The 20,565-nt window shown below is 72.5% G+C and carries 20 protein-coding genes; 5 read left to right on the top strand and 15 right to left on the bottom strand.

The window, feature by feature from the left end; all coding sequences use genetic code 11:
- Positions 1–4 precede the first annotated feature (4 nt).
- The 5 genes from chvE to ACH9D2_RS05420 form a co-directional block, all read right to left on the bottom strand.
- Positions 5–1,123 (bottom strand): multiple monosaccharide ABC transporter substrate-binding protein, encoded by a 1,119-nt coding sequence (chvE, locus tag ACH9D2_RS05440; protein WP_396361737.1) that lies wholly within the window; start codon positions 1,121–1,123, stop codon positions 5–7.
- Between the two features lie 110 nt (positions 1,124–1,233).
- On the bottom strand, positions 1,234–2,748 hold the full coding sequence (gene araA, locus ACH9D2_RS05435; protein ID WP_396361736.1) for an L-arabinose isomerase: 1,515 nt from the start codon (positions 2,746–2,748) through the stop codon (positions 1,234–1,236).
- Positions 2,723–3,475, bottom strand: coding sequence for an L-ribulose-5-phosphate 4-epimerase (locus tag ACH9D2_RS05430; RefSeq protein WP_396361735.1), 753 nt, complete (start codon positions 3,473–3,475; stop codon positions 2,723–2,725). Before ACH9D2_RS05430 ends, araA begins: the two co-directional genes overlap by 26 nt.
- Positions 3,472–5,160 carry a ribulokinase gene (araB, locus tag ACH9D2_RS05425; protein WP_396361734.1) on the bottom strand — a complete coding sequence of 563 codons (1,689 nt, stop codon included), beginning with the start codon at positions 5,158–5,160 and terminating at the stop codon, positions 3,472–3,474. The genes ACH9D2_RS05430 and araB overlap by 4 nt, the downstream gene beginning before the upstream one ends.
- 168 nt (positions 5,161–5,328) lie before the next feature.
- Positions 5,329–6,378, bottom strand: coding sequence for a LacI family DNA-binding transcriptional regulator (locus ACH9D2_RS05420; protein ID WP_396361733.1), 1,050 nt, complete (start codon positions 6,376–6,378; stop codon positions 5,329–5,331).
- 189 nt (positions 6,379–6,567) lie between these two features.
- Here ACH9D2_RS05420 and ACH9D2_RS05415 point away from each other — a divergent pair, with 189 nt between their 5' ends.
- Complete coding sequence (locus ACH9D2_RS05415) at positions 6,568–7,551, top strand: aldo/keto reductase (RefSeq protein ID WP_396361732.1); 984 nt, start codon at positions 6,568–6,570, stop codon at positions 7,549–7,551.
- Positions 7,552–7,693: 142 nt separating this feature from the next.
- Here the strand turns inward: ACH9D2_RS05415 and ACH9D2_RS05410 are convergent, their stop codons facing one another.
- Positions 7,694–8,470, bottom strand: a complete 777-nt coding sequence (locus ACH9D2_RS05410; protein ID WP_396361731.1) for an SDR family NAD(P)-dependent oxidoreductase — start codon at positions 8,468–8,470, stop codon at positions 7,694–7,696.
- Position 8,471: 1 nt separating this feature from the next.
- Positions 8,472–9,227, bottom strand: a complete 756-nt coding sequence (locus tag ACH9D2_RS05405) for an FCD domain-containing protein (protein WP_396361730.1) — start codon at positions 9,225–9,227, stop codon at positions 8,472–8,474.
- Between the two features lie 190 nt (positions 9,228–9,417).
- On the opposite strand from ACH9D2_RS05405, the gene ACH9D2_RS05400 reads away from it, so the two are divergent.
- The 3 genes from ACH9D2_RS05400 (at position 9,418) to ACH9D2_RS05390 (ending at position 13,773) form a co-directional block, all read left to right on the top strand.
- Positions 9,418–10,920: a GntT/GntP/DsdX family permease gene (locus ACH9D2_RS05400; protein ID WP_396361729.1), complete on the top strand. Its 1,503-nt coding sequence runs from the start codon at positions 9,418–9,420 to the stop codon at positions 10,918–10,920.
- Between the two features lie 121 nt (positions 10,921–11,041).
- On the top strand, positions 11,042–12,247 hold the full coding sequence (locus ACH9D2_RS05395) for an MFS transporter (protein WP_396361728.1): 1,206 nt from the start codon (positions 11,042–11,044) through the stop codon (positions 12,245–12,247).
- A gap of 302 nt (positions 12,248–12,549) precedes the next feature.
- The gene (locus ACH9D2_RS05390) at positions 12,550–13,773 is read left to right on the top strand and encodes an FG-GAP-like repeat-containing protein (RefSeq protein ID WP_396361727.1); all 1,224 of its coding nucleotides are present in this window, start codon (positions 12,550–12,552) and stop codon (positions 13,771–13,773) included.
- A 124-nt stretch (positions 13,774–13,897) separates the two neighbouring features.
- Here the strand turns inward: ACH9D2_RS05390 and ACH9D2_RS05385 are convergent, their stop codons facing one another.
- From ACH9D2_RS05385 to ACH9D2_RS05355, 7 genes are all read right to left on the bottom strand, one after another.
- A complete protein-coding gene (locus ACH9D2_RS05385; RefSeq protein WP_396361726.1) occupies positions 13,898–14,473 on the bottom strand; it encodes a hypothetical protein in 576 nt (191 codons plus the stop codon).
- 182 nt (positions 14,474–14,655) lie between these two features.
- Positions 14,656–15,351 carry a class F sortase gene (locus ACH9D2_RS05380; RefSeq protein WP_396361725.1) on the bottom strand — a complete coding sequence of 232 codons (696 nt, stop codon included), beginning with the start codon at positions 15,349–15,351 and terminating at the stop codon, positions 14,656–14,658.
- Positions 15,352–15,370: 19 nt separating this feature from the next.
- Positions 15,371–15,880 carry an excalibur calcium-binding domain-containing protein gene (locus tag ACH9D2_RS05375; RefSeq protein WP_396361724.1) on the bottom strand — a complete coding sequence of 170 codons (510 nt, stop codon included), beginning with the start codon at positions 15,878–15,880 and terminating at the stop codon, positions 15,371–15,373.
- 176 nt (positions 15,881–16,056) lie between these two features.
- Entirely contained in the window at positions 16,057–16,857 is an 801-nt protein-coding gene (gene nagB, locus ACH9D2_RS05370) for a glucosamine-6-phosphate deaminase (protein WP_396361723.1), read from the bottom strand.
- 66 nt (positions 16,858–16,923) lie between these two features.
- Positions 16,924–17,379: a class F sortase gene (locus ACH9D2_RS05365; RefSeq protein WP_396361722.1), complete on the bottom strand. Its 456-nt coding sequence runs from the start codon at positions 17,377–17,379 to the stop codon at positions 16,924–16,926.
- A 269-nt stretch (positions 17,380–17,648) separates the two neighbouring features.
- On the bottom strand, positions 17,649–18,263 hold the full coding sequence (locus ACH9D2_RS05360) for an excalibur calcium-binding domain-containing protein (RefSeq protein WP_396361721.1): 615 nt from the start codon (positions 18,261–18,263) through the stop codon (positions 17,649–17,651).
- 272 nt (positions 18,264–18,535) lie between these two features.
- Positions 18,536–19,453, bottom strand: a complete 918-nt coding sequence (locus ACH9D2_RS05355) for a phosphotransferase (protein ID WP_396361720.1) — start codon at positions 19,451–19,453, stop codon at positions 18,536–18,538.
- A 172-nt stretch (positions 19,454–19,625) separates the two neighbouring features.
- Here ACH9D2_RS05355 and ACH9D2_RS05350 point away from each other — a divergent pair, with 172 nt between their 5' ends.
- The gene (locus ACH9D2_RS05350; RefSeq protein WP_396361719.1) at positions 19,626–20,060 is read left to right on the top strand and encodes a hypothetical protein; all 435 of its coding nucleotides are present in this window, start codon (positions 19,626–19,628) and stop codon (positions 20,058–20,060) included.
- Positions 20,061–20,208: 148 nt separating this feature from the next.
- On the opposite strand, the gene cspE is transcribed toward ACH9D2_RS05350, so the two are convergent.
- On the bottom strand, positions 20,209–20,415 hold the full coding sequence (gene cspE, locus ACH9D2_RS05345; protein WP_035923571.1) for a transcription antiterminator/RNA stability regulator CspE: 207 nt from the start codon (positions 20,413–20,415) through the stop codon (positions 20,209–20,211).
- Positions 20,416–20,565: the final 150 nt, after the last annotated feature.

Raw genomic sequence — 20,565 nt, 5'->3', positions numbered from 1 at the left:
GTGCTCACTCGAGCTCGGACGCCTCGTAGTAGCCGCTGTCCACGAGGACTTCCTCGTAGTTGTCCTTCGTGACGATCTGCGACTCGAGCAGGTAGGCAGGGACCACCTTCACGCCGTTGTCGTAGGTCTCCTCGTCGTTGACCTCGGGCTCCTCGCCCTGCATCAGGGAGTCGACCATGAGCACGGCGCGCTCGCCGAGTTCACGGACGTCCTTGAAGATCGTGGAGTACTGCTCGTCGTTGATGATGGACCGGACGGATCCGACCTCGGCGTCCTGACCGGTCACCACGGGCAGCTCCTCCTTGGAGTAGCCGCCGGAGCGCAGCGCGGAGATGATGCCGATCGAGAGGCCGTCGTAGGGGGAGAGCACGCCGTCGAGCTGGTCGCCGCCGCCGACCGTGATGAGGTCCTCCATCCGGTCCTGGGCGGTGTCCGGCAGCCAGCGGAGGATGGCGGCCTGCTCGAACTCCGTCTGACCGCTGGGAACGTTGAGCGTGCCGTCGTCCAGGTAGGGCTGGAGCGTGTCCATCGCACCGTTCCAGAAGAAGGTCGCGTTGTTGTCGTCGGGGCTGCCGGCGAAGAGCTCCACGTTGAACGGGCCCTTCTCCCCGGTCGGCTCGCCGTTCTCGTCGAGCACCCCGAGGCCGGTGAGCAGCGAGGTGCCCTGCTGCACGCCCACCTCGTAGTTGTCGAAGGTCGTGTAGTAGTCCACGGTGTCCGACTCGTTGATGAGACGGTCGTAGGCGATCACGGGGATCTCCTGGGTCTCCGCCGTGTCGAGCACGCTGGTCAGCGTGGTGCCGTCGATCGAGGCGATCACCAGGGCCTCGGCCCCGCCGTTGATCATGTTCTCGATCTGGGAGATCTGGGTGGGGATGTCGTCGTTGGCGTACTGGAGGTCCACCTCGTAGCCGAGCTCCTCGAGCTGGGCCTTGACGTTCTCGCCGTCGGCGATCCAGCGCTCGGACTGCTGGGTGGGCATCGCCACCCCGATCCGGGCCCCCTCGTTCGAGCCCTCGTCCGCGCCGGCGCCGCGGCTGCCGCCGCAGGCGCTGAGGCCGAGGACGAGGGTCAGGGCGGTCACCCCGGTGAGGGTCCGGTTCAGCGTGGTCTTCGTGGTCATGGTCGTGCCTTTCGTCGGTCCGGGCCGCACTGCCCGAATGGTCGTCGTGTCCGTGCTGGTCGTCGTGTCCGTGCTGATCCTGGCATTCGTGGCGCTGCCGGTCCTGGTGGTCAGAGCCTCTGGGCGAGCCGGTGGTAGGCCGCGTTCCACCGCACCTCCCGCTGGAACTCCCGCAGGGTGGTGGAGTCGTCGATGACGAGCAGCTCGGTCCGGGTCATGTCGGCGAAGTCCCGGATCACGTCGGCGCCCACCGCGGTGGTGAGCACCGTGTGGTGGGCGGCGCCGGCGGTGAGCCAGGCCGCCGCCGAGGTCGCGAGGTCGGGGTGCGGCCGCCAGACGGCCCGGGCCACCGGCAGGTGCGGGAGCGGGGCGTCCGGGGGCACCACGTCCACGGTGTTGGCGGTGAGCCGGAAGCGGTCCCGCAGGTCGGACATCGCCACGACCACGCCGGGGCCGGCGTCGGTGTCGAACACCAGGCGCACGGGATCCTCCCGACCCCCGATGCTCAGGGGATGCACCTCGAGCGACGGCCGCGCCGTGGTGAGGGTCGGACAGATCTCCAGCATGTGGGCGCCGAGGATCTTCTCCTCGCCCGGGACCAGGTGGTAGGTGTAGTCCTCCATGAGGGACGCGCCACCGGGCAGTCCGGCGCCCATCACCTTGGCCGCCCGCACCAGCAGGGCCGTCTTCCAGTCGCCCTCCGCCCCGAACCCGTAGCCGCGGGCCATGAGCCGCTGCACGGCGAGGCCCGGCAGCTGGCGCAGCCCGCCGAGGTCCTCGAAGTTCGTGGTGAAGGCCCCGAAGCCGCCCTCCTCCAGGAACTCGAGCATCCCGAGCTCCTGCCGGGCCCCGCAGCGCAGGGACTCGTGGCGGGCACCGCCGCGGCGCAGCTCGGGGGCCACGTCGTAGAGCTCCTCGTACTCGGCGACGAGCTCGTCGATCCGGTCCTCGGACTGGGCGTCCACCACGGCCACGAGGTCGTTGACCCCCCAGGTGTTCACGGAGACCCCGAACTGCAGCTCGGCCTCCGTCTTGTCGCCCTCGGTCACGGCGACGTTGCGCATGTTGTCGCCGAACCGGGCCACCCTGAGCCCCTGGACCGCCGCGCGGCCGGCGCACGCGCGCTGCCAGGAGGCGATCTGCGCGGTGACGTCGGGGGTCGAGACGTGGCCGACCACGGTCTTGCGCGGGACGTCGAGCCGGGTCTGGATGTAGCCGAACTCGCGGTCCCCGTGCGCGGCCTGGTTGAGGTTCATGAAGTCGAAGTCGATCTCGCCCCACGGCAGCTCGACGTTGATCTGGGTGTGCAGGTGGAGCAGCGGCTTGCGCAGCGCGTCGAGACCGGTGATCCACATCTTGGCCGGGCTGAAGGTGTGCATCCAGGCGATCGCGCCGATCACGCCGTCGGCGGCGTTGAGCTCGAGGGCCGTGCGGCGGATCGAGTCCGCGTCCTTCAGCGTGGGCTTCCAGACCACCTCGACGGGCAGTCCGGCCTCGCCGAGCATCCGGACGATCTCGCGGGACTGCTCGGCCACCTGGCGCAGGGTGTCCTCGCCGTAGAGGTCCTGGCTGCCGGTGAGGAACCAGACCTCGTAGTGGTCAAGAGCGGTGGGTAGAGGGCTCAAGGGAGTGTGCTCCTGGGGTCGTGGGGACGGCGGCGGGCTGCTGGCCGTAGACGTTCTGGTAGCGGTCGAAGAGGGAGTCGACGTGCCTCGGCTCGATGGGAAGCGGCTCGCCCAGCTGGCGGGAGAGGTGCACGGTGCGGGCCACGTCCTCGAGCATGGCCGCGGCCTTGACGGCGTCCCGGGCGTCCTTGCCGACCGTGAAGGGCCCGTGGTTGAGCATCAAGACCGCCCGCGAGCGGTGGCCGGAGAGGGTCTCCACGATGCCGCGCCCGATCGAGTCGTCGCCGATGACGGCGAAGGGCCCCACGGGGATCTCCCCGCCGAACTCGTCCGCCATGGCGGTCAGGACGCAGGGGATCGCCTCGCCGCGGGCCGCCCAGGCGGTGGCGTAGGGCGAGTGGGTGTGGACCACTCCCCCGACCTCCGGCATGTGCCGGTAGACGTAGGCGTGGGCGGCGGTGTCGCTGGACGGCGAGCGCTCCGCGCCGGGGGTCCCGGGGACCACCCGGCCGTCCAGGTCGCACAGGATCTGGTTCTCGGGACCGAGCTCGTCGTAGCTCACGCCGCTGGGCTTGATCACGAAGAGGTCGGTGCCCGGCACCCGCCCGGACACGTTGCCGGCCGTCCAGACCACGAGCCCGTAGCGGACCAGCTCGGCGTGCAGGTCGGCGACGTCGTGGCGCACGCGGGCGACGCGCTCCTCGAGCTCGGGCGGCAGGGTGCTCATGCGGGGACCTCCTGGGTGGAGCGGGCGTTGCGCCGGAGCGCCTTGAGCCGGCGCATGACGTCGCTGCCGCCGCGGCCGAAGTGGTCGTGCAGGGCGGTGTAGTCCTCGTAGAGCACGGAGTAGGCCTCGGTGCGCGCGGGGTCCGGGGTGTAGGCGGCGCGCTCGAGCCGGCCCATCGCCTCGGCCGCCGCCCGGACGTCCGGATAGGCGCCGGCGGCCACGGCCGCGTGGATGGCGGAGCCCAGGGCAGGGCCCTGGTCGCTGCCGATCACCGAGATCGGCATGCCGAGCACGTCCGCGTAGACCTGCATGAGGAACGAGTTCTTGATCAGCCCGCCGGCCGCCACGAACTCGGTGACGGGGATCCCGGAGGCGGCGAAGGCCTCGACGATCGTGCGGGTCCCGAAGGCGGTGGCCTCCAGCAGGGCGCGGTACACCTCGTGCGGGCGGGTGGCGAGGGTGAGGCCCACGAGCAGCCCGGAGAGCTCGTGGTCCACGAGCACGGACCGGTTGCCGGACTGCCAGTCCAGGGCCAGGAGACCGTGAGCGCCCACCGGTTCGCGGCTCGCCTGCTCGGTGAGCAGCTCGTGCACGCTGAGCCCGCGCTCGGCGGCCTCCTCCTGGAGCTGACCCGGCACGAAGTGGGCCGCGAACCAGCCGAAGATGTCGCCCACCCCGGACTGCCCGGCCTCGTAGCCGTAGAGCCCGTCGATGATCCCGCCGTCCACCACGCCGCACATCCCCGGGACCTCGCGCAGGGTGTTGGAGCTCATGACGTGGCAGGTGGAGGTGCCCATGATCGCCACCATCTGCCCCGGCGCGGTGGCACGGGCGGCGGGGGCGCTCACGTGCGCGTCGACGTTGCCCACCGCCACGGCGATTCCGGCGGGCAGGCCCGTCCACTCCGCGGCCCGTGCGCTGAGCGTGCCCGCCGCCGCGCCGAGGACGCCGATGGGGTGGTCGACCTTGTCCTGCGCGAACCCGGCGAAGTCGGGGTTGAGGGAGCCCAGGAACCCGCGGTCGGGGTACTCGCCGTCCTGCAGGATGCCCTTGTACCCGGCGGAGCAGGCGTTGCGCACGTAGCTGCCCGTCAGCTGCCACACGATCCAGTCGGCGGCCTCCACCCAGTGGTCCATCAGGTGGTAGAGCTCGGGGTCCTCCTCGAGCAGCTGCAGGCCCTTGGCGAACTCCCACTCGCTCGAGATCAGGCCGCCGTAGCGGGCCAGCCACCGCTCCCCGCGTCGCGCCGCGAGCTCGTTGATGCGGTCGGCCTGTCCCTGCGCCGCGTGGTGGCGCCACAGCTTCACGTAGGCGTGCGGGCGGTCCGCCAGGCCGGGCAGCTCGTTGAGGGGCGTGCCGTCGGCCCGGACGGGGACCATGGTGCACGCGGTGAAGTCGGTGCCCACGCCCACCACGGCGCGCGGGTCCACGTCCGCGGCGCGCACCGCGGCGGGCACCGCCCGCCGCAGGACGTCCACGTAGTCCGCGGGGACCTGCAGCGCCCACTCGGGCGGCAGCGGCTCCCCCGTGGCGGCGAGCACGGTGTCCATCACGCCGTGCCGGTACTCGTGCACCGCGGAGCCCATCTCGGCGCCGTCGTGCACCCGGACGACGACGGCCCGCCCCGAGAGGGTGCCGTAGTCGACGCCGATGACGTACGTGGGATCTGGGCTGGTCTGGCTCACGGAGGACCTCGTTGTCGTTCGATCCGCACGCTCCGGCAGAGGGGCACTCGGCCCCGCCCGGCCCGGAATGTGAACGGTCACATTTGATGTTCGGGCCAACGTACCGCAGGGCGGAACCACGTGTCCCACATCACTTGATAACGGTTTGGTAACGGCCTGGCCCGTCGCCTACCGCTCCCGTCCGGGTCCGGCCGGGGGTGCAGCCGCGGAGGCGCGCACCACGAGCACGGGCTCCACGTCCCCCGGCCGGACCGGCTGCTCCCCCCGGAGCTCGGCGAGCAGGACGGCGATGCACCGACGCCCCAGCTCGGGGAAGTCCTGGCGCACCGTGGTCAGCGGCGGCAGGAAGTGAGCGGCCTCCGGGACGTCGTCGAAACCCACGACGCTCACGTCCCCGGGCACGTCCAGCCCGGCCTCGGCGAAGGCGTGGACGAGGCCGAGCGCGATGTGGTCGTTGCCGGAGAAGACCGCGCTGAGCTCCCGGCTCTCGCGCAGCCCGAGCCCCGCGCGGTAGCCGGAGTCCGCCGTCCACGCGCCGGCGGGGACCACCACGGGCTCGAGCCCCCAGGCGGCCATCTCCTCGCGGTAGCCCTGGCGCCGGGCGTCCGTCTCGACCCAGCCCTCGGGGCCGGGGACGTGGACCACGCGGCGGTGCCCCAGTTCCAGGAGGTGACGGGTGGCCAGCCGGGCGCCGGCCAGCTGGTCGACCGACATCCGGTGGTCCTCGCTGTGCAGGGAGTGCACGGTGACGAACGGGATCCGGATGGACAACTGCTCGATCACCTCCAGGGTGCGCGACTGCGGCGCGAGGATCACCAGCCCCTCCACCGCGTGACCGACCATGCGGTCCAGGGCGGCCTCGACGGAGGCGCGGTCCGCGTGGTCGATGTGGGCGGTCTCCACGACGTAGCCGGCCTCGTCGGCGGCCGTCTCGACCGCACGGAGGCTGGCCGACGGGCCGTACTCGGCACCCGAGGAGACCAGGGCCCCGATGGTCCTGGACTCGCTCGTGACCAGGGCGCGGGCCGCCCGGTTGGGCCGGAAGCGCAGCTCCTCCATGGCCTGCAGCACCCGCTGCCGGGTCGAGTCCCGCAGCGCGGGGTGCCCGTTGATCACCCGGGAGACGGTCTGGTGGGAGACCCCGGCGGCACGGGCCACGTCCCGGATGTTCGGGGCGCGCGGGGGCCGCGCGGAACTCCCACCACCCTCGACGGCCATGGCCAGAACGGTACTGCACGACACCGGACGGACCCAGCGAAGGGGTGCCCGGAGGGCGCGGTCCCCCTCCGGCGCTTGCGCGGTGGACACGTCACACCGCATGGTGGTCCCCGGCGCCCCCGGATCCACGGGCCGCCGTCCCCCGGACGCCGGGAGACCCTCCATCGACCGCGGAACGGGATTCGACGCATGGAACAACGCACACTCGGCAGGACCGGACGGAAGGTCTCCACCGTGGGCCTGGGCACGTGGCAGCTGGGCGCGGACTGGGGCGAGGTCGACCCCGCCGAGGCCACCGCGGTGCTGGAGGCCGCCGTGGAGTCGGGAGTGACCTTCTTCGACACCGCGGACGTCTACGGCGACGGCCGCAGCGAGCAGACCATCGGCGCCTTCCTGCGCGAGCACCCCGACCTGGACATCACCGTGGCCACGAAGATGGGCCGCCGCGTGGACCAGGTCCCGGAGAACTACGTGCTCGCGAACTTCCGGCAGTGGGTGGACCGCTCGCGCCGGAACCTGGGCACCGACACCCTCGACCTGGTCCAGCTGCACTGCCCGCCCACGCCGGTCTACAGCGACCAGGAGGTCTACGACGCCCTGGACACCCTGGTCGAGGAGGGCGCCGTCCGCCACTACGGCGTCAGCGTGGAGCGCACCGACGAGGCGCTCGCGGCCATCGCCCGCGGGAACACCGCCACCGTCCAGATCATCCTCAACGCCTTCCGGCTCAAGCCGCTGGACGCCGTGCTGCCGGCGGCGAAGGAGGCCGGCGTGGGGATCATCGCCCGGGTGCCGCTGGCCTCGGGGCTGCTGTCCGGGAAGTACACGCAGGACACCCGCTTCGCGGCGGACGACCACCGCAACTACAACCGCGGCGGCGACGCCTTCGACGTCGGGGAGACCTTCTCCGGGGTGGACTTCCGGCGCGGCCTCGAGGCCGTCCGTGAGTTCGCCGGGCTCCTCCCGGACGGCGTGACCACGGCGCAGGCGGCGATCGCGTGGATCATCGCCCAGGACGGCGTCAGCACCGTGATCCCCGGGGCGCGCAGCGTGGAGCAGGTCCGCGGCAACGCCTCGGCGGCGGACACCGGGGACCTGGGCCGCGAGATCGACGCCGGGGTCCGCAGGATCTACGACGCCTTCTTCCGGGAGGACGTCCACCCCCGCTGGTGAGCTCGTCCGGGTCCCGCCCGGAGCAGCGGCGAAGCGGACTCGAAGCGGTGGCGGCGCCGGACAGGCACCGCCACCGCCGCCGTCCCGTGCCGCCGTGCGAGACGCACCCCGGGAGGCGCCGCGAGCCGGGAGGGCGTGACGGCTAGGAGATCTGCAGTCCGCCGTTGATGTCGTAGGTCGCCGCGGTGATGAACCCGGCGTCCTGGCCGACGAGGAACGCGAGCAGGGCGGCCATGTCCCGCACGGTGCCCACCCGGCCGACCAAGATGTCCTTGGACATGTCCGACTTGCGCTCGTCGCTCAGGGTGCCGCCCATGATGTCGGTGTCCACGGGGCCGGGGGCGATGCAGTTCACGGTGATCCCGTGCTCGCCCATCTCGCGCGCCACCGCCCGGGTGAAGCCGATGATCGCGGCCTTGGACGCGCTGTAGGCCACCTTGGAGTAGGTCCCGCCGCCGCGCTGGGCGGAGATCGAGGAGACGCTGACCACGCGGCCCACCTTGCGCTCGATCATCCCGGCCAGCACGCGCTGGGTCACCATGAACGTGCCGGTCATGTTGATGGCGAAGACCCGGTCCCAGGCCTCCCGGGTCTCCTGCATGAACTCCGTGGGCGAGCTGATGCCCGCCAGGTTGACGAGGGCCACGATCGGCGGGAGCTCCGCCTCGACGCGCGCCACGGACTCGTTCACGGAGTCCTGGTCGGACACGTCCGTGCGCAGCCCGAGGGTCTGCACCCCGTGCCGGCCGGCGATGTCCTGCGCGGCCTCGACGGCGGCGTCACCGTCGACGTCGAGGACGGCGACGTGCCAGCCCTGGCTCGCGAGCAGGTCGGCGGTGGCGCGGCCGATACCGCGCTCGGAGGCGGCGCCGGTGAGCACGGCGGTGCGCTCGGCGGGAAAAACGGTGGTCTCGGTCATGTCAGTCATCTCCTGTGCTGTTGAGAGCGTGTCCGGCCGCAGGGCCGCCGGAGGCGGACCCGTGGCCGATGTAGTGCTCGTAGTCCGCGTAGGTCTGGTCGATGTGGGCCTCCATGGCCTTGCGCGCCGTCTCGGGGTCCCGGGTGCCGATGGCCTCCAGGACCAGCCGGTGGTGCTCGATGGCGTGCCGCTGGACCTCCGGGAACGCGGAGGTCGCCCGGCGCTCGGCGTAGAGCAGCTGGGAGAGCTGGGCCAGCAGGACGGGGACGAACGGATTGCCCGAGGCCCTCAGCACGGCGTCGTGGAAGGCCATGTCGGCGCGGGTGACCTCGTCCAGGTCCTCCGCCTCGTGCGCGCGCTCGAGGTCCTGGATGGTGTCCTCCATCGCGGCGAGGTCCTCCGGGGTGACGTGCACGGCGGCCAGCTCCGCGGACCCGGTCTCCACCATCCGCCGCACCTCCAGCAACCGCAGCGCCACCTGGTGGGAGGCCGTGCCCCGGGAGGCCGCCTTGAGGATCGCCTCGAGGCCGGTCCACGCGTCGGGCGGGTTCACGTAGGTCCCGAGCCCGCGCCGGACGTAGACGATGTTCTGCGCCTGGAGGGCCTTGAGGGCCTCGCGCACGGTGAGCCGGCTGACGTCGGACCCCCGGGCGATCTCGGCCTCGGGGGGCAGCGCCTCGTGCGGGCCCACCTCGCCCCGGAGGATGCGCTCGAGCAGCTCCTCGGCGACCGCCTCGACCAGCGACTTCCTAGCCATCGGCGCGGCGTCCCACAGCGGTCCTCGCAGGACGGTCGGGGCGCACGGCGAGATCGAGAGCCACGGCGCGTACCTCCCTCTTGTCAGATGTCATATGTGTGACTAGCCTCACATGGAGCGCCGATCTCGTCAATTCCCGCGCCCGGGCACCACCGCCCGGCCGACCCCCGTCCCCGAGGAGTCCATCACCGTGGATCTGCAACTACTCCTGGCACTCGTGCTGGGCATCGCCACCATCATCGTCCTGGTGCTCCGCACCCGCCTGGATGCCTTCGTGGCGCTGCTCATCGCAGCCCTGCTGACCGGCGCCGTCGCCGGTCAGGCACCACTCGAGATCGTCGACGCCATCACCACCGGCTTCGGCAACACACTGGCCTCCATCGGCATCGTGATCGGTCTCGGCGTCGGGATCGGCAAGATCCTCGAGGTCTCCGGCGCCGCCAACTCCCTGGCACACGCCTTCCTGCGCGCGTTCGGCAAGGGCCGGGAACCGTGGGCCCTGGGCAGCGTGGGTGCCCTGGTGTCCATTCCGGTGTTCTGCGACTCCGGCTACGTGATCATGAACCCGCTCGCCCGCTCGATCGCCCGCGTCGAACGGGCCGGCTACGTGACTCTCGCCCTCGCGCTGGGCTGCGGGATGACGCTCACCCACCACCTCGTCCCGCCCACGCCCGGCCCGCTGGCCGTGACCGGCATCCTCGGCGCGGACCTCGGCGCGGTCATCCTCGCCGGCCTGGTCTTCACCGTGCTCCTGCTGCCGATCGTGGTCTTCTACGCCCGGTGGATCGGCCCCACGCTCGAGCCCAAGGTGGAGGAGCACGTGCGCGAGGCCGTCTACGGCACCGTTGCGACCGCCGGCGTCGGCGGCGGCGCCCACGCCGCGGGCACGGCCCTCGACGACGGCCCCCGGGACGACCTCGACGCCGAGGCGGGGCAGCCCCCCGCCGCCGACCCGTCGGCGGCTCTCGGCCGGCCGCCGGAGGGCGCCGCACCGCACCGAGTCGGCGCGTTCGTCGCGTCCCTGCCGCTGCTCGTTCCCCTGCTGCTGATCATCACCAACACGGTCACCGGCGCCATCGACCAGAACGCCCAGGGCGTGGTCGGCGGGGACGAGTACGAGCCCTCCGCCTGGGCCGTGCCCTTCGCCTTCGCCGGCAACCCCGTGGTCGCCCTGGTCATCGGCATGATCCTGGCCCTCTACGTGCTCCTGCCCCGGTGGAGCCCGCGGAACAAGGCGCACGGCTGGTTCGCCGAGGCGGCGGCCTCGGCCGGTCTGATCCTGCTGATCACCGGCGCCGGCGGCGCGTTCGGCCAGGTGCTGCGCACCTCCGGTGTGGGCGACGCCCTCGCCGAGGCCGTGGCCGCGACGCCGCTTCCGGCCTTCCTGGTCCCGTTCCTCATCGCCACCCTCGTGCGCATCGCCCAGGGCTCCGGCACGGTCGCGATGATCACCGCGGCCTCCGTGACCGCCCCGCTGGTGGGCAGCCTGGGCATCGACCCCGTGGTCGCCGTCCTGGCGTGCACCGCGGGCTCGATGGTGTTCAGCTACTTCAACGACTCCTACTTCTGGGTGGTCACCCGCTTCACCGGCCTGCAGGGCCTGGACGCGCTGCGCGGCTGGTCCGGCATCACCACCGCGGTCTGGGCGGGGTCCATCCCGCTGCTGTTCGTCCTCAACCTCATCCTCGGCTGAGCGCTGAGGGACCCCTGCAGCAGCGCTGCAGGACCGGTCGGAACGGGGCGGCGTGCCGGAGCACGCCGCCCCGTCTACGCTGTCCGGAGATCCTCCGTCCCGCCTCCTGAAAGGGTGCGCCGTGCTCACCAACGCGTCGTCGGCCACGGGCCGGCGGGCCAGCCTCGGTTTCGGCTTCCTCGGCGTGGTGCTGATCGCCGTCAACCTGCGCGTCGGCTTCGTGACCGTGGGCCCGCTGCTCGAGGAGATCAGCCGCGACCTCGGCATCTCCGCAGGCCAGGCGGGACTGCTGACCGGGCTGCCGCTGGCCATGTTCGCCCTGTTCTCCCCCGTGGCCCCGGCGGTGGCGGCCCGGACGGGCCTGGACCGGGCCCTGTGGCTGTCCCTGCTGCTGCTCGCGGCCGGGATCGGCGGCCGCTCCGCGCCGGTCGAGGGCGCCGTGTGGGTGGGCACCGCGGTGATCGGGATCGGCATCGCCTTCCTCAACGTGCTGCTCCCCTCGCTGGTGAAGCGGGAGTTCCCGCTGCGCGTGAGCCAGGTGACCGGCGTGTACACCTCGATCCAGGGCGCGGTGGCCGCGGCCGGCTCCGCACTGGTCGTCCCGATCGCCCACGCCGGCCCGGCCGGGTGGCGCCTGGCCCTGGGGGTGTGGGCGGTGCTCGCCGTCGTGGCGCTGGTGGTGCTCTCCCCCGGCCTGCGGACCGGGCACTCCGAGCAGGGAACCCCCGTGGTGGAGCCGGGCCCCTACCGGTCGCCGTGGCGGTCGGCGCTGGGCTGGCAGGTCACCCTGTTCATGGGCCTGCAGTCGGTGGCGTTCTACGTGCTGATGGCGTGGTTGCCGAGCATCGAGCGCAGCCACGGCGTCTCCGCGACCGCCGCCGGCACGCACATGGCGCTGTTCCTGCTGATCGGGATGGGCGCCAGCCTGGGCACCGGGACCCTGATGCACCGGCTCGGCGACCAGCGTCCCGTGGCCTTCGCGGGCGGTGCCCTGGCCCTGACCACCTTCGTGGGGCTGGCCGCCGCGCCGGAGCTCATGCTGCTGTGGATCGTGCTCGGGTCGATCGGCTGCGGCAGCCTCATCGTCGTCGCGCTGTCCCTGTTCAGCCTGCGGTCCGCCGACCACCGGCAGGCGGCGGCCCTGTCCGGGATGGCCCAGTCCGTGGGCTACGCGCTGGCCGCGATCGCCCCCGCCGTCTTCGGCGCCCTCTACGACGCCGGGGACCGGTGGGAACCACCGCTGCTGCTCATGGCGGGTCTCATGGTGGCGCTGTGCGTGGTGGCCCTCTTCGCCGGTCGTGACCGCGTCATCGGGCAGGACGGCTGAGCCGACCGGGCCGGCCACCGGCACCGGGGAGGTCCGCGCCGGCCACCGGGGCGCCCGACGAGTCATTGTCGAGGCCCCCCTGGCGGGCAGGCGGTCGGCCCCCTAGCCTGGACGGACCGGCGCGCCCGTGATCCACAGCACATCGGAGCCGCCGCAGGAACGATCCGGCGGGATCCGGGATCGACGAGGGAATGCCCGGCCGCCCCGGGGAGCGACCGAAAAGGGTGATATCGCGGACGATGGTCCGCCAGTGCCAACCGAGAAACTCCACGAATGACGATCCATCATTGGGGGAATCCGAGATGAAGCACGCAACGACCTCACGACTGCTGGCGGGCGCCACGACCGCCGTCCTGGCCGCCGGGGGTGTGGCCGCGACGGGCACCGCCGCTCATGCCGCTGCCCAGCCCTACTTCACCTACACCAACGGCTGGCGGGTCGACCAGCACGAACGGGAGCTGGCCGACGTCAACGGCGACGGCAGGGACGACATCGTCGGCTTCGGCAACGCCGGCACCTACGTGGCCCTGGGCCGGACCGACCGGACGTTCAGCGCACCCGAACGGGCACTGGACAGTTTCGGCGTCCAGCAGGGCTGGCGCGTGGGTCAGCACCCGCGGGAGCTGGCCGACGTCAACGGCGACGGCAACGCCGACATCGTCGGCTTCGGCAACGCCGGCACCTACGTGGCCTACGGCCGGACGGACGGGGCCTTCACCCAGCCGGAGCTGGAGCTGAGCTCCTTCGGCTCCGACCAGGGCTGGGACGAGGACCAGCACCTGCGGGTGCTCGGTGACCTCAACGGCGACGGCAACGCCGACATCGTCGGCTTCGGCAACGCCGGCACCTACGTGGCCTACGGCCGGACCGAGGGCGGTTTCACCGAGCCGGAGCTGGAGCTGAGCTCCTTCGGCTCCGACCAGGGCTGGAACGAGGAGCAGTACCCGCGGGTGCTCGGTGACCTCAACGGCGACGGCAACGCCGACATCGTCGGCTTCGGCAACGCCGGCACCTACGTCTCCTACGGCCGGGCCGACAACACCCTCAGCACGGCAGAGCTGAAGGTGCGCGACTTCGGCTACCAGCAGGGCTGGCGGGTCCACCAGCACCCGCGGGAACTGGCGGACGTCAACGGCGACGGGATCGACGACGTCGTCGGCTTCGGCTACGCCGGCACCCACGTGGCCCACGGCCGGGCCGACGGCACCTTCACGTCCGCGGGCCTGAAGGTGCGCGACTTCGGCTACCAGCAGGGCTGGCGGGTCGAGCACCACCCCCGGGGACTGACCGACGCCAACGGGGACAACCGCGCCGACATCGTCGGCTTCGGCAACGCCGGCACCCACGTCGCCTACGGCCAGGCCGGGGGCGGGTTCACCGGCGGAGCGCTCTGGCTGCGCGAGTTCGGCCGCGACCAGGGCTGGCGGGTGGAGCACCACCCGCGGGAGCTGGCCGACGTCAACGGGGACAACCGCGCCGAGGTCGTCGGCTTCGGGTACTCCCAGACCTTCGTCGAGATGCTCTGACGTCCCGGTGTGCCGCCGCCGGTCCGGGGCGGCACACCCGTGAACGGCGGAACGCCGCCCGGCCCCGAGGGCTGGGCGGCGTTCCGGTGACCGCTGCCGGGCGCCCGGAGGGCGCCGGGGCGGATCAGGCCATGCGGGGCGGTGCGAACCAGTGCTTGACCGGGGCCTTGAACGCGGTGACGAGCCACAGGACGTTCACCACGACCAGCAGCAGCCCGAGCACCAGCAGGACGATCCCGAGCCCGCCGTAGGCCATCACGCCGAGGAGGCCGATCAGCGTCCCCACGATGCTGAGGACGGACAGGACGATGCCCAGCACGCGCGCCCAGTTCTTGCCCTTCTTCAGGAACACGTAGACCAGGGCGTAGAGGCCCAGTGCCACGGCCAGCACCACGATGCCGGTGACCGTCGCGAAGCCCCCGGACTGCTCGGCCACGGCGATCTGGTCCGCGGACAGTCCCATCTCCCGGTAGCTCTCGGTCATGTCCACGGTGGCCGAGCCGATCAGCTCCACGAGGCCGTTGAGCAGGTAGACCGCCGCCGAGACGAGGGTCAGGGTCAGGAGCCGCTTGACCTCCGGCGGCGCGGTGCCGGGGCGGCCGGCTCCGTGCTGACCGGCTCCGTACTGGTCGCCGCTCGCCTGGTACTGGGGCGGGCCGCCGCGGGAGCCGTCGGGCTGCTGGGGGTACGGGTTGCTCATGGAGATCTCCTTCAGGAAGACGAGGACGGGGCGGGAACGGCACAGGGAGCGCCCTCCCATCTTCTCCCGCGCTGTGCGGTCGCACCTCCGCCCGCAGGACGAGGCGTGTCCCCGCACCGGCCGTGAGAGGGCGGGGTCGGCCGCGCCCTGCGCAAATGGGCCGGAAGGGCGGAGGGTGAGGGTCAGGCGGCGAGCGTCGCGTAGACCACGTAGTTGTCGTCGAACAGGCCGGTGGCGGGGTCGTAGCCGTCGCACGTGATCAGGCGCAGCTCCGCCCCCGCGGTGTCGCCGTAGACGGCCCTCGTGGGGAAGGCGTCCTTGGCGTACTGCTCCCCGCGGTCGACGACGAACACCGCCGTGCTGCCGTCCTCCCGCGCGATCTCCACGGTGTCGCCGGGGGCGAGGCCGCGCAGCCCCGCGAAGACACCGGGCCCGCCGTCGGTGGCGTTGACGTGGCCGAGCAGCACGGCCGGTCCCCGCTCCCCGGGGGTGGGCGAGGCGGTGTACCAGGAGGCCGGGGCCCCGGGATGGGTCGGCGGCACCTCCAGGGACCCGTCCGGGCGCAGGCCCAGGTGCAGGAGCTCGGAGGAGGCGCCCACCGCGGGGATCCGCACCGACACGGGCGCGGACTCCGCGAGCACCGGCGGCTGGGCTTCCGGCGCCGGGGCGGCGGGCGGCTCGGGGGCCGGTGTGGTGGGAGCGGCCGTCGGAGAGGGTGACGGCACCGGGGTGCGCGCCGGCGGGACGGACGCCGCGGCCGACGACGACGGGGCCGCAGGCTGCGCGGGGGACTCGCCCGCGCAGCCGCTGAGCAGCAGGAGGACGGCCGCCGCAGGGACCAGGCGGCCCCTGCGGCGGCCGGCGGTCGGAGCCGTCACGAGGACCGGTTCCTCCGCCCTACGCCCGGCCGGCGCTGCGCCGGCGCACCGCCACCGCGGCACCGGCGGCCGCCAGGGCCAGGACACCGGCGGCGGCGAGACCGCTGGTCCCGGCACCGGTGTCCACGGCGGCACCGGTGTCGGCGCCACCCATGGGCACCTCGCCCACCTGGGTGTACGGGTCGATGCCGGGCACCTCTCCGGGCTGGGCGTCGGGCCCGGGGCCCGCCCCGGGGATCCAGTCGACGATCGTGTGGGTGTACCCCCCCGATGCGTTCTCCACGGGGATGCGGGTGGGGTCGTAGGCCCACTCGGCGCTCTCGCACACGATGCCGTCCCCGTCGTCGTCGACGAGGCTCGCGCTGTAGCTGACGGAGCCGACGGGGATGTTGTGGACGCCGTACCCGGCCGCCGTGGCGCAGTCGGTGAAGACCATCGGGTCACCCGGTGCGGCCGCCGCGGGCGCCGCCGTCAGGGCCGTGAGCCCGATCGCCGCCGCCGCCGCCACGCCCGCTGCACTGTTCTTCATGGTGTTCCCTCGATTCTGCGAGTGCTGGTTTGCACACGCATCGTAGGCAGTTCACGACCGCACCGTCATGTGTCGAATCGTGATGTTTCTGCTGCCGTGGCGTGGTCGGGCCGGTTTCCGCCGCGGATCGTGCCTTTGCGCTCCGACCGGGTGCATCGTGACGCGATCTGCGCGTTTCATGACGCGGGCGCGGAGACCCCCGGCACGGCCCCATCCCCCCGGTCCGGGACAGGACGGTGGTGGTTCTCGAGCGTCAACGCGCTCGCAGCGGCCTCGTCGAGGACCAGCGTGGCCCGTGGATGGAACTGCAGCACCGACGCCGGGCACCGGGCGGCCACCGGCCCTTCCACGGCCGCGGCGACGGCGGCCGCCTTGCGCTCCCCCTGCGCGACCAGAAGCACCCGCCGGGACTCGAGGATCGTGCCCAGCCCCTGGGTGAGGCAGTGGGTGGGCACGGCGTCGGGACCGTCGAAGAAGCGCGCGTTGTCGGTGCGCGTCTGCGCGGACAGGGCCGCCACGCGGGTGCGGGAGGACAGCGCCGAGATCGGTTCGTTGAAGCCGATGTGGCCGTTGGTGCCGATCCCGAGGATCTGGAGGTCGATGCCGCCCGCCGCGGCGATCGCCTGCTCGTACTCCTCGGCCGCCGCCTCCAGGTCCGTGCGGGAGGCCTCGGGCACCCGCACCCGTCCGGAGGGCAGACCGAGGGGACGCGCGACCTCCCGGTCCAGATAGGCGGCGTAGCTGCGCGGGTGGTCGGGCGCGAGACCGACGTACTCGTCGAGGGCGAAGCACGTGAGGTGCGTCGGATCGAGCGAGCCCGCCGCCCGTCGCCGGGCCAGTTCGCGGTAGATCCCGACCGGCGAGGAGCCGGTGGCCACTCCCAGCACGGTGCGGGGCTCCTGGGCGATCCGGGCGGCGACGACGTCAGCCGCGTACGTGCCGACGTCCGCGGCGGTCGGCACGATGACCACGTCCATCGAGCACCCCTCCCATGATATGGGTGCCCATTCTCTCCGGACCGGTGGGGTCGATCCAGGGGGAGGTCAGCCTGCGAGCTTCGCGTAGACCACGTAGTTGTCGTCGAACTCACCGGTGGCCGGGTCGTAGCCGTCGCACGTGATGAGCCGCAGCTCGGGGCCCTCGGTGTTGCCGTACACGGTCGGCGTGGGGAAGGCGTCCTTGCCGTACTGCTCACCGTGCTCGACGACGAAGACCGCCGTGCTGCCGTCCGCACGTGCCACCTCGACCGTGTCGCCGGGGGCGAGTCCCCGCAGGCCCGCGAAGACGCCGGGACCACCGTCGGTGGCGTTGACGTGGCCGAGGAGGACGGCCGGCCCCACCTCCCCCGGGGTGGGCGAGCCGTTGTACCAGGCGGCCGGGGCACCAGGATCACCCGGCGGAACCTCCAGCGACCCGTTGTCCTGGAGACCGAGCCGCAACAGCCCCGAGTCGGTGCCGGTGCTGGGGATGCGGACGGAGACGGGCTCGGCGGCCGCCATGGCCGATCGTCGCGCACTCGGCGCCGGAGACGCGGTGGTCGGCGACGCGGCGACCGACGGAGTCGGGACGGGCGAGGGCTCCGGGGTGGAGGGGGTCGCCTCCGAAGACGCGGTCGTCGCCTCAGGTGGCGAGGGAGTGCTCCCGACGCATCCCGTGAGCAGGACGAGCACGACCGCCGCAGCGACCAGGAGGCCCCTGCAGCGGTCGTGGAATAGGCGCATCACGGACGGCAATCCATCATCCGGTCAGCTCAAGGAGACCGTCAGGATCAGGACCGGACGGCGTGGCGACGGCGCGCCATGAAGGCCGCGCCGGCGGCCGCGGCGAGCGCGGCCCCGCCGCCGAGGGCCAGAGCGCCCGCGGTGGCGTCGTCCTCGACGACGACGCCGGTGTCCGCGGCGCCGGCCGGGACCTGGTCCATCTGGGTGTACTGGCCGGTGCCGGCACCGGTGTTCCAGGACTCAGGCACGTAGTCAATGATGACCTCGGTCTGGACTCCGTCGTCGCTTCCGTCGGCGTCGCAGCCAAAGCCGTCACGGTCACGGTCCAGGTGCAGGCCGTACCGGGGGTCGGTGGAGGGGATGTTGACGGCACCGGCTGCGCGGGCCTCGGTGCAGTTGTCGAAGACGCCGTCCCCACCAGGTTGACCGACCACGGGTGCGACCGGCGCAACGGGCACCGGGGCAGTGAGAAGTCCAATGCCGGGGCCGTTGGCCTCACAGGCCCGGCCATCGCCCTCGGAGTCAAGATCCGGGCTGTACGCAGGCGTGTCCCGAAGAATGACGCCGTAGCCGGCGTTCTTGGCCTCGGCGCAGTTCTGGAACATCGGCGCGGCGGAGGCCGGAGCCATCGACAGGCCGGTGAATCCGGCGGCGGCCAGCACGGCCATTCCTGCTGCGAACTTCTTCATGGTGTCCCCTTTGGATCAGTAGTTGTTTGCAGTTGCATCGTATGACTGTGCTGTGGGCCTTTGTGGGGACGCGTCGCCCACCGTGTCGTGCTCTGCCGGAGAACCGCGGAATTCCGCAGATGAGCGGGTGCTTCACAACGACCGAACTCCGGCGCTGCGCCTCGGTCGGCCCTGATGTGAGCCCGGCTTATCCCTCGACCGGGGGACGTGACAACAATCTCCCCGGGTGCAGCAGAGACTCGGGCTCAGGCCCCGGCGTCCGGGTCCAGCTGTGCGACCGAGTGCCGGACCACGGCGCCGAAGTCCGGGCCGGAGCCGGGGTTCGCCACCAGCGCCGCGGTGTACAGGGCGGCCCAGGCGGCGGCGCGGCGCCACACGTCGTCGTCGTACCGGCCGGTCCTGTCGACGACCGCGCGGAAGGCGGAGCGCTGGGCCGCGTCGAAGGCCAGCCACGCGCCGGCGAGGTCGGACGCGGGATCCCCGGCGCAGACGTCCCCGAAGTCGACGAGACCCGCCAGCCGCCCGTCCCGGTGCACGAGGTTCCACGGGTGGGGATCGCCGTGCAGCCAGACCGGCGGCCGGGACCACGGGGCGGCACGCAGACCGTCGTCGACGACGCCGCGGAGCCGCTCGCTCCGCCGCGCCCCGAGGACCGCGGCCGTGGCAGGCCAGGCGGGGGGTGCGGTGCGGAGCCGTGCGCCGAGCGGAACGCCCCGGTGGGGATTGCGCGGGGCGGCTGCCGGTGCCGGCCGGTGCACCGCGGTCAGGGCCTCCGCCAGGTCTCCCGCGAGGCGGTCGCGACGGTCGAGCGGCAGGGTCGCCACGGCCTCGCCCTCGACCCACCGCACCACCGTCCAGGGCCACGGATATCCGGCGCCGGGCCGGCCGCGGAACACCGGCCGGGGCACGGCGAGCCCCAGCGCGGCCAGCGGCGCGCCTGCCACCGCCGTCCACCGCACCTCGTGGAGGAGGCACGGGACGGCGGCGCGGCGCACCGGCAGGCGCACCGCGTGGGCGGAGCCGAGCCGGAACAGCGCGTTGTCCCAGCCCTGCGCCACCGGCGCCGGCGGCCGGTCCAGGAGCTCGCGGAGTTCCTGCGGGAGCTGCGCCTCGAGCAGGCGCCGCACCTGGGCCGCTGTCGGCCGCACCTCGACCTCGGGCATCGTCGGCCTTCCCTCCCCGGATCCCTCCGACCGCGCCCGCGAAGCACCGGGCCGGTGCAGCCGAAACGTCCCGGCGCGCTCGAGCGCGAGATACGGTGCACTCAACTGTTCCTGATTCCACGCCGGTCGTGGAAGCCCGCGGGACGGACCCGACACGGAGGAAGCGCACACCATGGACACCCCTCGCAACGACCACACGTCCGGAGACGGCGACCCGAACGGGTCCTACCCGCCGCAGCAGCCCGGATACCAGCAGGGACAACCGCCCCACTACCAGGGGGGATACCAGCAGGGACAGCTGCCCGACTACCAGGGGGGATACCAGCAGGGACAGCAGCCCGCCTACCAGGGGGGATACCAGCAGGGACCCGGGTACGGCCCCGGTTCGGCGCAGGGCGAGAACCACAAGCGCAACTCCGTCATCCTGGGCGTCGTCGGCCTCTTCATCTTCGGGATCGTGCTCGGCCCCCTGGCGCTCTGGCAGGCGAGCAAGGCGGAGGCCCTCGGGGTCAAGTCCACGGCGGGAAAGGTCCTCGGCTGGATCGACCTCGCCTTCGGCGTGCTGGGGCTGTTCCTGGTCTTCGGTGGCGGCGGCATGCCGGTCTGAGCCGCGCCGGCGCCCACCGGCGCGGCCTCCGGGCGAGAAGCCGGCGGACAGAGACATCGCCACCCGGCCGGAGCCGGGTGGCGATGTCAGGTCGGCCTCGGAGCGCTCAGCTCCGTGCCGGGGATCTCACGAGGAGATCAGAGCGTTCTCACGCAAGCACGGTGATGTTCGCGGCCTGGGGGCCCTTGGGGCCGTCCTGGGTCTCGAACTCGACGCGCTGGTTCTCCTCGAGGGAGCGGAACCCGCCGGAGTTGATCGCGGAGAAGTGCGCGAACACGTCCTTGGAGCCGTCCTCGGGGGTGATGAAGCCGAAGCCCTTGTCGGCGTTGAACCACTTCACGGTGCCAGTAGTCATGGGGAACCTGTCTTTCTGGGAAACGGAGCGTCCCCGGCGATCGGGGTGCTCGGGCGTTGCGATGCCTGCCAAAACGTCTTCTCAGAAAAACTGCCGCGCCCGGAATCGGGCGAACTGCTTGAACTGCAAGAACGAAACTTCAACAACTGG

The organism is Kocuria rhizosphaericola (assembly GCF_044462205.1).
GTDB classification, from domain to species: domain Bacteria; phylum Actinomycetota; class Actinomycetes; order Actinomycetales; family Micrococcaceae; genus Kocuria; species Kocuria rhizosphaericola.
This window is presented reverse-complemented; position numbering and strand designations above follow the sequence as displayed.

What these genes read in the sequence shown, in the direction of transcription:
- ACH9D2_RS05365 (WP_396361722.1), bottom strand. Translation starts at nt 17,379, where the DNA reads ATGGCGGCCGCCGAGCCCGTCTCCGTCCGCATCCCCAGCACCGGCACC.
- ACH9D2_RS05430 (WP_396361735.1), bottom strand. Translation starts at nt 3,475, where the DNA reads ATGAGCACCCTGCCGCCCGAGCTCGAGGAGCGCGTCGCCCGCGTGCGC.
- nagB (WP_396361723.1), bottom strand. Translation starts at nt 16,857, where the DNA reads ATGGACGTGGTCATCGTGCCGACCGCCGCGGACGTCGGCACGTACGCG.
- ACH9D2_RS05355 (WP_396361720.1), bottom strand. Translation starts at nt 19,453, where the DNA reads ATGCCCGAGGTCGAGGTGCGGCCGACAGCGGCCCAGGTGCGGCGCCTG.
- ACH9D2_RS05415 (WP_396361732.1), top strand. Translation starts at nt 6,568, where the DNA reads ATGGAACAACGCACACTCGGCAGGACCGGACGGAAGGTCTCCACCGTG.
- ACH9D2_RS05410 (WP_396361731.1), bottom strand. Translation starts at nt 8,470, where the DNA reads ATGACCGAGACCACCGTTTTTCCCGCCGAGCGCACCGCCGTGCTCACC.
- cspE (WP_035923571.1), bottom strand. Translation starts at nt 20,415, where the DNA reads ATGACTACTGGCACCGTGAAGTGGTTCAACGCCGACAAGGGCTTCGGC.
- chvE (WP_396361737.1), bottom strand. Translation starts at nt 1,123, where the DNA reads ATGACCACGAAGACCACGCTGAACCGGACCCTCACCGGGGTGACCGCC.
- ACH9D2_RS05385 (WP_396361726.1), bottom strand. Translation starts at nt 14,473, where the DNA reads ATGAGCAACCCGTACCCCCAGCAGCCCGACGGCTCCCGCGGCGGCCCG.
- ACH9D2_RS05350 (WP_396361719.1), top strand. Translation starts at nt 19,626, where the DNA reads ATGGACACCCCTCGCAACGACCACACGTCCGGAGACGGCGACCCGAAC.
- ACH9D2_RS05375 (WP_396361724.1), bottom strand. Translation starts at nt 15,880, where the DNA reads ATGAAGAACAGTGCAGCGGGCGTGGCGGCGGCGGCGGCGATCGGGCTC.
- ACH9D2_RS05405 (WP_396361730.1), bottom strand. Translation starts at nt 9,227, where the DNA reads ATGGCTAGGAAGTCGCTGGTCGAGGCGGTCGCCGAGGAGCTGCTCGAG.
- ACH9D2_RS05420 (WP_396361733.1), bottom strand. Translation starts at nt 6,378, where the DNA reads ATGGCCGTCGAGGGTGGTGGGAGTTCCGCGCGGCCCCCGCGCGCCCCG.
- ACH9D2_RS05390 (WP_396361727.1), top strand. Translation starts at nt 12,550, where the DNA reads ATGAAGCACGCAACGACCTCACGACTGCTGGCGGGCGCCACGACCGCC.